Origin of the sequence: Blautia sp. OF09-25XD (assembly GCF_003482095.1) — a bacterium.
GTDB classification, from domain to species: Bacteria; Bacillota; Clostridia; order Lachnospirales; family Lachnospiraceae; genus Fusicatenibacter; species Fusicatenibacter saccharivorans.
Genome location: NZ_QUMG01000025.1, coordinates 42,366 through 54,401, shown reverse-complemented (window position 1 = coordinate 54,401; position 12,036 = coordinate 42,366). Strand labels below are relative to the sequence as shown.

General features: G+C 40.6%; 10 protein-coding genes and 2 pseudogenes. 3 read left to right on the top strand and 9 right to left on the bottom strand.

Annotated elements, in window-relative coordinates:
* Positions 1-38: 38 nt before the first annotated feature.
* Positions 39-2,254: pseudogene (locus tag DXA93_RS16555) on the top strand (tetratricopeptide repeat protein).
* A 67-nt stretch (positions 2,255-2,321) separates the two neighbouring features.
* Here DXA93_RS16555 and DXA93_RS16550 read toward each other — a convergent pair.
* From DXA93_RS16550 to DXA93_RS16530, 5 genes are all read right to left on the bottom strand, one after another.
* Complete coding sequence (locus DXA93_RS16550) at positions 2,322-3,194, bottom strand: ATP-binding cassette domain-containing protein (RefSeq protein ID WP_117509305.1); 873 nt, start codon at positions 3,192-3,194, stop codon at positions 2,322-2,324.
* Between the two features lie 3 nt (positions 3,195-3,197).
* Entirely contained in the window at positions 3,198-3,854 is a 657-nt protein-coding gene (locus DXA93_RS16545; protein WP_227093628.1) for a transporter, read from the bottom strand.
* Positions 3,851-4,921, bottom strand: coding sequence for an ABC transporter permease subunit (locus DXA93_RS16540; RefSeq protein WP_119208814.1), 1,071 nt, complete (start codon positions 4,919-4,921; stop codon positions 3,851-3,853). The genes DXA93_RS16545 and DXA93_RS16540 overlap by 4 nt, the downstream gene beginning before the upstream one ends.
* A 116-nt stretch (positions 4,922-5,037) precedes the next feature.
* Positions 5,038-6,216: a sensor histidine kinase gene (locus tag DXA93_RS16535; protein ID WP_119208812.1), complete on the bottom strand. Its 1,179-nt coding sequence runs from the start codon at positions 6,214-6,216 to the stop codon at positions 5,038-5,040.
* Complete coding sequence (locus tag DXA93_RS16530) at positions 6,204-6,878, bottom strand: response regulator transcription factor (RefSeq protein WP_014080778.1); 675 nt, start codon at positions 6,876-6,878, stop codon at positions 6,204-6,206. Before DXA93_RS16530 ends, DXA93_RS16535 begins: the two co-directional genes overlap by 13 nt.
* A 220-nt stretch (positions 6,879-7,098) precedes the next feature.
* Here DXA93_RS16530 and DXA93_RS20775 point away from each other — a divergent pair.
* Positions 7,099-8,016: pseudogene (locus DXA93_RS20775) on the top strand (ParM/StbA family protein).
* Positions 8,017-8,019: 3 nt separating this feature from the next.
* Positions 8,020-8,337: a hypothetical protein gene (locus DXA93_RS16520; RefSeq protein WP_010782300.1), complete on the top strand. Its 318-nt coding sequence runs from the start codon at positions 8,020-8,022 to the stop codon at positions 8,335-8,337.
* Positions 8,338-8,339: 2 nt separating this feature from the next.
* Here DXA93_RS16520 and DXA93_RS17910 read toward each other — a convergent pair whose 3' ends face one another.
* From DXA93_RS17910 to DXA93_RS16500, 4 genes are all read right to left on the bottom strand, one after another.
* Complete coding sequence (locus DXA93_RS17910; protein WP_010782299.1) at positions 8,340-8,654, bottom strand: hypothetical protein; 315 nt, start codon at positions 8,652-8,654, stop codon at positions 8,340-8,342.
* 82 nt (positions 8,655-8,736) lie between these two features.
* Positions 8,737-9,567, bottom strand: coding sequence for an alpha/beta hydrolase (locus tag DXA93_RS16515; protein ID WP_147326096.1), 831 nt, complete (start codon positions 9,565-9,567; stop codon positions 8,737-8,739).
* Positions 9,568-10,456: 889 nt separating this feature from the next.
* Positions 10,457-11,551 carry an alpha/beta hydrolase gene (locus DXA93_RS16505; RefSeq protein WP_055267539.1) on the bottom strand — a complete coding sequence of 365 codons (1,095 nt, stop codon included), beginning with the start codon at positions 11,549-11,551 and terminating at the stop codon, positions 10,457-10,459.
* Complete coding sequence (locus DXA93_RS16500) at positions 11,548-11,904, bottom strand: family 78 glycoside hydrolase catalytic domain (protein WP_010782296.1); 357 nt, start codon at positions 11,902-11,904, stop codon at positions 11,548-11,550. The genes DXA93_RS16505 and DXA93_RS16500 overlap by 4 nt, the downstream gene beginning before the upstream one ends.
* Positions 11,905-12,036 lie beyond the last annotated feature (132 nt).

Genomic DNA, 12,036 nt, shown 5'->3' with positions numbered 1-12,036 from the left:
GCACTTGCTTAAAAAATCATATCAGCGAAAGTAATCAAATGAGTCAGCCTGATTTTTTATACGAATTATTTGAAGATTTTATGGATGATCCGGCAAATCAGGATTTTTCAATGGACAACGGTCTGGTTTGCCGCTGGATGACTGGTCAGGCTAAAATCAGTCCTAAAATATCCGCTTACTATTCCAAGCCATCCAATCAGGAAAAATTAGCCCATACCATCCACCAGAATCTTCTTCCACTGATGTCTGACTGTAATATGGCTATACAAGATATTTACACTTTATTCATTCAGGATGACAGCATCTCAGATGCAAAAAAGAAAAATCTGACTCCCTTATATAAACCAGCCAGTTCAAGACTGCTGTTTCTTGCAAAACTGATTTCTTTTGGCATGGAACGCCAATTCATCAAACGTAATACCAAAAATCAGAAGCTGCTCGCCGGAGGCGCTTTATCCCCCATTGTGCTGGATTATATTATGGACAGTGAGGTTCCGAAACCATGCCGTCATTTTATCGGAAGAGATAAAGAACTGGAAGAATTATATACCGTGCTTGAGGAAAACCGTCATGTTTTTCTTTGCGGAATCGCCGGAATCGGAAAAAGTGAACTTGTCAAAGCCTACGCAAAGCGGTACATAAAGCAATACACCAATATACTTTATATAGAATATACCGGCAATCTTCATCAGGATATTACTGACATGGATTTTATTGACGATCCGCCGGAAAGCACTGACCAGGAACGGTTTCAAAGACATAACCGTTTTCTGCGTTCCCTGAAATCTGATACTCTGCTTATCATAGATAATTTTAATGTCACTGCGACACAGGACAGCTTTCTGTCAGTAGTATTAAAATATCGCTGCCAGATTTTGTTTACAACCCGAAGCAAACTGGATGAATACTGTACTCTGCCATTAAAAGAAATAGAGGATATGAACGCTCTCTTCCAGCTGGCATCAGTATTTTATTCAGAGGCAGACACGTACCGGGCAACAGTTGAAAAGATCATCGAAACTGTTCACTCTCATACTTTTGCCGTGGAACTGGCAGCAAAACTTCTGAAAAATGGAATCTCAACTCCAGACCAGTTATTAACAAGACTTCAGGTGGAAAAAGCATCTTTCCATAACGAAGATAAAATTAAAATAATCAAAGATGGACAAAGCAGCAAAGCCACCTATTACAGTCATATCCATACGCTGTTTTCTTTATACACTTTATCTCTTGAACAGCAGGATATCATGTGTAATATGTGCTTTCTTCCTTCCACCGGTATTTCTGCCCGTATATTTGCCAAATGGCTGGAAATGCCCACACTAAATGAAATCAACGATTTAATTGAGACTGGTTTCGTTCAGACAACAACACGTCGCACTATCTCTCTGCATCCGATGATTCAGGAAATCACCCTTTCAGAGACAAAACCATCTGTAACTCGCTGCCACATATTACTGGATTCTTTACAGAAAATATGTTTAATGCATGGAATGGAAGTAGATTATTACAAAAAGCTATTTCAAACAATCGGAAATATCATAGTATTGATTGAAAAGGATGATATACCAAAGTATCTGCTTTTTCTGGAAAATACATTTCCATACATGGATAACTATAACTACCACAAAGGTATGAATGGAATCATTCAGGAACTGACGGGGCTGTTAAAGACAAAAAACATTGGAACCGACTCTGACCGGGCATTATTACTAGATTTTCAGGCAACTCTTGAAACCAAACCTGAAAAAGCAATAAAACTGGAAAAGGATGCACTTGCCCAGATAGAAAATATCACTGCCGACAATGCTCGCCTTGTTTCCAACCTTCATGCCAATCTCGGTGGACTTTACCGCATGAACGGTCATCCCGATCTTGCAAGAGAACACATGGAAAAAAGTATCTCACTGCTTGACCAATTTAACCTGCTTCATATAAATGACAGCATACCTCAGATTGCCAATTATGCAATGTTCCTGACAGAACAGCAGGAACCCGAAAGAGGCATCTCCGAATTGCAAAAATTATCCGGCATCATCAAGGAATACCATTCCGATGACTGTCTGGATTATGCCAAAGTACAGGAAACCCTTGGAACCATTTATCTGATGACTGCCAATCTTCCGCAAGCCAAAACACATTTTAAAAGAGCTTTCAAAATATATGAAAAGATCTGGCTGATGAGCCTGAAATGATTGAAGCAAAATATCTGGAGATTCAGGAGTTATATCCACAGATTGGATTTTCCATTTGAAAAACTCTATCCGGTCTTTTAACAAAATAAGTACAATTTACGGCGGGCAACTTGCCCGCCGTTATATTCAACTATTCGTCAAATAAATATATGCATCTTCCAAAGTGATATCATTATCCGGGGCGCAATTCTCATTTGGCTTTCCTTTGCTTAATACTTTCATATGAATTCCATTTTCTACATACTGCTTAGATGAAATAGAATAATTGGCTTCTAACAAACGGGCTTCTTCTGCATTTTGTACCGTACAATTCCAAACACAACCCTTTGCATTTTCCAGCAACCCACTCACGCTTCCGGAATATAAAAAACTTCCTTTTTTCATAATGGCAAGCTGTGTACAGGTTGCTGCTAAATCTTCTACTACATGAGTGGAAAACAGCACAGTTCTATCCTTTGAAAAATCAACCAGAAGATTGCGGATCCTAATCCTTTCTTCCGGATCTAACCCAGTGGTAGGTTCATCAATAATCAAAAAATCCGGATTATTAAGAAGTGCCTGTATGAGTCCGACACGTCTCTTCATACCACCAGATAATTGCCGCATTTTTTTATTCTGATGCTCTGTAAGAGAAGTCTTTTCCAGATAATAGGTAATTCTTTGTTCGAGGTCATTTCTGGATACTCCTGACAGTCCCCCCATATATACAAGACATTCTTTCACCGTAAGATTCGGATATAAGTCGATTTCCTGTGGAAGATAACCAATCTTTTTCTGTATTTTCTCATAATTTCCCTCGTTATACAGAATTCCATCAAGGGAAACCATTCCTTCCGTTTGTTTTAAAACAGTTGTAAGAACCCTCATCAAAGTGGTTTTTCCAGCACCATTCTCACCCAAAAGTCCGTAAATTCCCTTAGGTATTTCAAGAGATGCCTTATTTACTGCAACTACACCATTTTTAAATCTAACTGTTAAATCATTTATTCTAATACTCATAATCTATCCTCTTTTCTTTAAAGTAATTGGTAATACTGCAAATAAAAACAGCCCCGCTATAAAAGACACAAGCGTTCCATAAATCCAACTCTCGGACATTAATTGAGTAGGTTCACAAAAGCTGAAAGAAAACAATCCCAGATTTCCGAAAAATGAACTTCCCGCTTTTGATATAAGTCCAATGACAATTCCAAATAAACATCCAATACCTGCCCACATATTTCGAAGCAATGTACACAAAATCACAGAGCATATACTCCAAAACCAGATAGTTCCAAACATTGCAATGAAATATAAAAGAAATATCTGAATACCCGAAATGCCTTCGTTTACACTGCCCGGTTTTTGCCAGAAAAACAAAACATATCCAACACAGGAAAGTATTAATAAATATAATATTTGAACGCACACTCTCTGTGATATTACTTTTAACTGCTTTTTTTGATCATACAAATGAAATACATCGGCACGCTTACTTTTTACTTCCATCAAATATGTGTCACTACAAAAAATAATTGTTAAAAATGCTATTGGAGACTGAATCGCTGAACCGATTTCTTCATAGTATATAATCGGATGAATAGCACACAATATCAGTATAAATGCACATGAATAAAAAATCTTATATAACGACAGGCAGTTTTTTAGTTCCGTTTTCAATGAACCCTCCTCCTTTTCCAGATTGTAACAGAAATACATACTAATATAACTGATGAAATTACAAGAATAATCTGATTTATGTTTGACATTTTGGCTGCATGTGTTTCAAAAAATCTGCCAGGGAATCGCACCATAATAGAGAACGGTCTCATATAATAAATATCATTCTTCATGGTCAGCATATTTGAATATATAATGTGTAAAAACAAGATTGGTGCTGCCGGAAGCGGATTTTTAAATATTAATGCTGTAATTGTATAGACACAACATATCATCAAAAGATTCGGAACAATATAGATCAGCGAATTCACGCAAAAATCAATTGGTGTTACTGGAAAGCCCGATTCTAAAGACGTTTTCAAACACAGCATAAAGAATATAACATTCAAAATCACTAATACTCCCAGCATACTAATGAATCCGCTTATTACTTTCCCACATATATATTGGATTGCCGTAACAGGCTTTGTATGTAATAATTCATAGGTACTTTTTCGTGTATCCTGAATAAATAAAAATGATAGCAAGACTGTTGCAAAAAAGGCCATATGCAATCCTGCAAAATCCGTAAATTTTTTGGCAAAGTACCAGGAAAAAGAATGTTCGGATAATTTCCGCTCGATATAATGATTGATTTCTTCTGCTGTCCCCTTATGAATTTCAAGGTCCTCATAAGCATATATTGCATTATAATAGCCATATTGGGATTCCAAAAACTCAGAAGCAGTCTTTACATCCATATTCTGAATTTCTTTCATTACATGATCCGCTTCCTGCCTGCTAAATCCAAAACCATTTTGGGAGGTGTCCATTAACGTCTCTTTGATCGTATCTTCCCACTCCCTTCTTCTTTCTTTATCATCAGATGTGGGAATGTACCCATCCATGACATCGGCATCTTCCAATTCTACATCATTTTGTGTGACCTGTTCATTCTGTTTGATATAATGAATTTGCAAATACGGTGACAGACATTGATACATACTGGCAACTATAATAATCAAGCCAATCCACAAAACAGGGTTCTTTAAATAATCAAGTATACTTCTTTTTATGATTGTTTTCATTGTATCTCTTCCTTTCTTTATTTCTTTAACAACATCATACAAATCAATTCTCAATAAATTCACAACAAAAAAGACTAAAACCACTTTATTTGTGATTTCAGCCTTATAAAGTATTTTTATTCAGCTTTGAAAAGAGCTTCTACATGAGCACCGCCTTGTCTGGCATTATATATTTTCAAATTTCCTCCATGCTTTTCACAGAAAATACGAGAAATATACATACCAAGGCCAAAATGCTTTAAATCATCTTGTGGATTCTTATGATAAAATGGTTCTGTTACTTTTTCCTCAGTATCCACAAATCCTATTCCATCATCTTCAACAGAAATTATAAGAAAACCATCCTTTTTCTTTATCTGCAAAGCAATACTTTTTTGTGCATATCGAACCGCATTTTCCAGTAAGTTGTCTGTCACTTCCATGACAAGTTCCTCATCCACTTTCACAATGTTTTGTTCCTGCACTCTTTCTACCTTACATAATTTACTTTCCTTCTTGGACAGCATGGCAGCTTCTGCCTCAATCTTTTTTGCCAGTTCCGATAATTCTATCTCTGAGCATTGCAGTTCCCTCTGTTCTAAATGGGACATTTTTCTCATGTTTTCCGTGAAATGCTCTATACGGTCAATCTGATACATGCCTGTTTGTAAGATATCAATAACATCCTCTGTTTTTATACTCTCAGCAGAAACAAACTCTAAGAGCATTTCCTGATACCCACGCAATATGGAAAGTGGAGAACGTATATCATGTGCAATTGCATTCCGCAAAGCCTTCTCGTCATCAATCATTCGCCACATCTTTCTGTTGTTATCTGATAAATCACTTCGCATCATTTCAAATTCTTTACACAAAGTTCCCATCTCATCTTTATTTTCATAGGACACATGAAAATCCAGTTCATTATCTGCAATCATTTGTGAGGCATCTTTTAGTTCCTGTAGAGGTGTCTTTAACTTATTTTTATAAAAAAAGAATACCGCAACAACACTCCCAACAATCGAAAAAATCAGTACCGAATATGTTCCCATAAAGTCACACATTTCCGAAAGATGATGGTCCAAACGATTCATCTGTGATTGATTAGGTCTTGATATCTCAATCTCGTATTTCTTTCCATATTGCTGAAACACGTCCGTATAATCTGCATAATCAATATATTTTTCCCATATTTTATTCTGCATATTTCTTGCAAAATGAACTGTAAATCCAGATAACAGAAATGCTGCCGTTAAGCTGATCACAAAATAAAGCAGAATTGTTTTTTTCAGTGACAAGTTTCTTATTTTTTCCATCGGTATCCAATCCCCCATACAGTTTCTATGTATTCTTTTTCTGAATAATCCGCTATTTTTTTCCTTATACGCCGTACTAATTCCGTTATCGTTCTACTGTCCCCTTCCGCATCATATCCACAGACTTGTGCATATATACGTTCTTTATCAAACACCTGCCCTGGATGCATGGATAAGAATTCAATAATCTGATATTCAATTTTTGTGAACTCCATCCTGTGTCCAGCTATAGCTACTATTTTTTCAGAATAATCAATCAGCATTTCATCCATGAAACGGTATTCCGTTTTTTGTTGATGCCTTTCTTCTCTCTTTATGTTTGTAACAATCCTCGCTTCCAACTCCCGAAGACTAAATGGTTTCGTAATATAATCATCCCCACCTGAAAGCAACCCATTAATTTTATCATCTTCGTCAACTCTTGCTGTTAGAAATAAAATTGGACATAACACTTTACTGCGTATCAGACGACATACTTCAATCCCATCCATGCGTGGCATATTGATATCCAACAAAATAATATCCGGTTTCATTTTTATTTTATTTAATGCTTCCATTCCATCTGTAGCCGTAATGGTTTCATATTGTTTCATATTAAAATAACTACAAAGCATTTTCACCAATTCTTTATCATCATCGACAACTAAAATCTTGTATTTCATCCAAACCACCTCCAGTATCCATATTATACGATAAAAAACAATGAAATCACAACAAGAGTACATGAAGAACGTACGCACAATATATCTTTTTTCTCAATTCCAGCTCAATTTCCACTCAATGTCTTTTACCTCCGATTTTCGTATGCTTATCTCACAGCAAAGCAGTACCACACCGGTATGACCTGCTGAATCAATCAATACGAAAACGGAGGTATTTTTTATGCGAGAACTCAGAAACACAAAAATCATCGCTGTAGATCATGGCTACGGCAACATGAAAACAGCAAACACAGTCACACCAACCGGAATCAAAGCCTATGAAACAGAACCAATCTTCACCGGAAATATTCTGGAATATAACGGCATTTACTACCGGATTGGCGAAGGACACAAAGAATTTATCCCGGATAAAGCTATGGACGAAGAATATTATCTTCTGACGCTAATGGCTATTGCAAGGGAACTGAATGTCTTTTCCATCCGTGAAGCAGATGTTCATCTGGCTGCCGGACTCCCTCTGACATGGATCTGAACTCAAAGAGAAGCTTTTCGTTCCTATCTGCTCCAGAATCCAGAAGTCCGTTACCTTTTTAACAGCAAAGAGTATCATCTCCACTTTGTGGGATGCAGCCTTTACCCACAGGGGTATCCGGCTATCGTAAACCAACTTGGAGATTTCAAGGGAACCAATCTCCTTGCAGATATCGGAAACGGAACCATGAACATTCTGTATATCAACAATAAGAAAGCGCAGGAGAGCCGATGCTGGACAGAAAAACTTGGTGTAAACCAATGCATGATTGCTGCAAAGAACGCTGTTCTGGACAAATTCGGAGTGAAAATTGAAGAATCCACAGTAGAACAGATTCTGCGGTTTGGAACAGCTGACATTTCAGCACCATATCTGGATTGTATCAGTTCTATTGCCAGACAGTATGTGGCAGAACTTTTTTCCACGCTCCGCAAATATGAATACAATCCTGACCTGATGCGCCTGTATGTGGTTGGCGGCGGTGGATGCCTGTTCCGTAACTTCGGAACGTATGACAAATCACGAGTCACCATCATTGATGACATCTGCGCCACCGCTAAAGGTTACGAATCTCTTGCTTATATGAGCCTGAAAAGGAGGGGATAAACCATGCAGAACAATATCCGCAACACAAACCTGCGTTTTAATCTGGACAAAGAACAGCAGCGGAGAGCCTGGGAATATTTACAGACAATGGACAGGCAGGATTTTAAATCTTACAGTCAGGTAATCTCTCTTGCACTGGTAGATTATTTTGACCGCTACTACCGCACACGGGCTGATCCTTATCTGGAAACAAGAGAACGGGAAGAACTTTTTGTGAAACAGATTGTAGATGCAGTGGAAAACAGTCTGAAACAGGCATTGCCACTTTTTCTTTCCGGACTGACTGCAGGCATGGCGCAAAGGGAGCCCCAAATCAGGTAATGTCATGATGCCAAGGTCAAAAGGTCTAAATCCACATGAGCTTGCTCATAAGTGGATGAAAGGCCTTGGGACCCGCCCCAATATGAGCCTAAAAGTGGGATGACAATCCCACGATATGCGAGAGGCTCGTCCGATAACATAACGGAGAGGATCCCCAACCGCTCAATTCCCACCGTATTCCAGAAATCCGCCCCGCTGTCCGCCTTTTTCCGCTCAAAGGACACAACGCCCACCGGCCGGAGCATCCTGTGCTTCAGCACAGGCTTTAATTTTTCAGCCTTGCCCAAAAAAGAATCATTGTTTTTTACCTGTCCCATACTGTCATTTCTCCTGTTCTCCCACGCTTTCGGACATGCCGCACCGCGGCACAAACAACAGTTGAAATCCGTGAAGAGCAAATCAACATTTCCGATGCTCCTCCCAGAATGCGACTGCATCCCGCAGCCAGCCCTCTGCCGCAGTATCTATCCCCAGGCCAAAGCCATGACCCAGCTTATCATACATGACGATATCGACATTTTCCTGCCCCAGCGCTTTCCTGATGTCCGGGATGATCTTCTCCACGGCCGCAAAACCGGTAGGGTCATCCCGCCCGACCCTGGAAAATATAGCAAGCCCCTTGTCCTCCTCGTGAACCTTAAGCTCCCAGTGCAGGCCATAGATGGGGAAGATGGCGGCGGGCCTTGGCAGATTATGTTTATGGCAGCAGTCCTTATAATCAGAAAATGCGTAGGCTGTCGTCATCAGGCCTCCAGCGGAGAACCCGAACATACCAAAGCCGTCCATCGTATAGCCGTACTCTGCCTGATGCCCTATCAGATACCTTACCGCCGGCAGCACATCCTTGGATGCCTCCCCGCCCTTGGCCTGCGGTTCGGTTTCATGCAGCTCCACATTCACACGGTAGACCAGCACAAACGCACTGTATCCCCTCCTGTGCAGCTCCATGGCTGCCGGGATGCTCTCCAAATAAGAGGCTACGCCGTCAAACCCGCCGCCCGCAATCAGCACAGCCACGGGCTTCCCTGGCTCCCCCTGGAACAGGATCCCCTGTACCTTTCCCTTGTCGGGATCACGCCTTACCTCATCCTCCGCATAAAGCCCGCTGATGAAATGCACCTTTTTCAGCCCTTTCTGCTCCACGACATAGTTGAAACCATCCACGATGCTCTGCGCCTGTGCGGGCTGCCCGATAAGATTGCACAAACCATGGACGCTCATGCCTGACATGGCATATATTTCCTTTGGCGACCCGGTCTTCATAAAAAGCTCCGGCCTGCCCTCCCATACGGGATGCTGCAGGAAGAACGCAATCTTGTCATTGATCGTAGCCCTGCGGAACCCTCCCGCGACATTGTAAAACTCCGATTCCTTTACCTTCGGCATATGCTTGACGCCTAAGATTGCCGGCCAGAACAGCCCTTTGTACTTACCCATGTTTTTTTCCTCCTTATCTATTTCAGAACGGTCTCGGAAACTCCATAAAACCCGAATCTCCGCTCTTTTTGTACTTGTTACTTTTTTCGTTTCCTCCCATTTTCAGAGAGGGATTTTAAATTTTTTCAGCAAATTTCCAAAAAACTATTGTCATTTCTCGTGAATTGTGCGCCATTCACTACACGTTGATATTCCACTCCTTTTGCGGTTTACCAGTGCCAAAAGACATGATTCTGTCAGTTTTCTGGTAGCTTTCCATGAATTTGAAAAACACATGCCCGACCTGCACATATCAAATATGTGCCTTGATTCTGCCATGGATAACTATCCAACATATAAGCGGACTCTTTCCCCAATAGCGTTTGTTTCAGCTCTCATTCAAGATGGCTGCTTACCATGTCTTTTTTTACTGCAGCTCTTCTAAACATCATCTCCTCCGCTCGCAAACCACTGTATTACTGATTTGCTGGAATACTCTCTGAATTATATCAATTATTTATTGAGTTTCCGAGACTACTCTGCGAATAATTGGGAGGATTGTGGGAGTGCAAAGCACGGAACAATCCGTAGGCATCATAGTTGGGGGCTTTTGACCCCAACATCTTTAAAAAAAGGTCAGATGTTTTATAATTTTATAAAACACTTGACCTCTCAAAATTCACTCTTCCTGTTCTTGAAAAAATTATTTCCGATGTGCCTCCCAGAATTCCACTGCCTCTTCAAACCAATGAGGTACTATGGTATTGGAACCAATACCAAATCCATGTCCGAGATTATCGTAAATCCGTACAGACACATTGTCCTCACCCAACACGGATTTCAATTGCGGAAGTCTCTTCTCTACATTTCCGAATCCGTATTCATCCTCGCGCCCTGCGATGGAAAATACCGCCAGTCCCTTATCCTGCTCAAGCGCTTTCACATTCCAGTCCAGACCATACATCGGGAAAATCACTTTCGGTCTCGGCAGTTTTACTTTGTGACAGCAGTCCTCGTAATTTGCGAAGGAATATGCCGTAGTCATCATGCCGCCTGCCGAGAAACCGAATATCGCATAGTCATCCATATCCACAGACAGTTCCTGCTCATGCTCCTTCAGATAACGGATTACCTGCACCAGCTCCCTGACCGCTGCCTGCCCCTGTTTTTCATGTTCCGTTTCTCCCAGCTGTTTGCCAATCGGGTAACTGATTACCAATACGGAGTACCCCAACTTGTGTAATTTCATTGCCACGGGATATCCCTCGCAGTCCGTCACATTACTGATAAATCCACCTCCGGGAACGACCACCGCCAACGGTTTTCCTTGCTTTCCTTTGTAAAACATTCCGGTCAAATGAGACTGATATGGATTCTGTTCTATCATTTCTTTCGAGTTAATATCGGAAATCAACTGCGCCTCTCCACTTTCCACAAGCCGGGTCAGGTAATTAAAAGCCTCCAGTGCATTTTCCATCTGATCACTTCTGCCCTGCGCTTTTAGAAAATCTGCATATTTTGCCGGGGCAATCGCTTTTAACACGTTATCCTCAACATTAAAAAACATATGCTTATAGCCGCCAAACACCGGATGCTGCATAAAAAATGCCATTTTATCATCTTTTTCCGCTTTCCGGAATGTTCCGTCTGCCTGATAATAATCTTTCTTTTTTATATTCGGAAAACCGCCGATGCCAAACAGTGCCGGCAGAAACATCGCATTTTTCTTATAAACATACCCCACAAAGCCGACTGCTAAAATGAGCAGCACGAGCATTATCATTGCCAGAATTTTCATATGTTCTTTTCCTCCTTATCTCTTGCCCAAAATTGTCCTGCGTGCGCCACTGCCGTAAAATCTTCCGGCTTTACCGGAGCATCACATATCACTCTCACATAGCGGAAACCATGATATGTAAAATGCGGTCTGTACTCTGCGGGTTTCCCGTTAGATATATATACATCCGTCTGTGTATGACCTGTCATGTCAGCACCAGCTATATTATTAAAATAATTCCCCTGAGAATCCTTGGTCTCAAAGTGATCTAGTATCAACTTTGTTCCTGCGGGCAAATCCACCTTTACCCGCAGTACACCTGCCAGATTCTGACCGAAATCGATAATGGTCTCTCCCTTTGGGCTTACCTCCATACCGACCGCCTCCACTTCTTTCACCGGCCGCACAGGTTCACCATACTGTACCATCGGCAACTTTCAACTTATCGTCAGAGAGAACTGTCTCAAATGTGCCGTCTTCATACTCAATTCTCGTTTCAAACAACA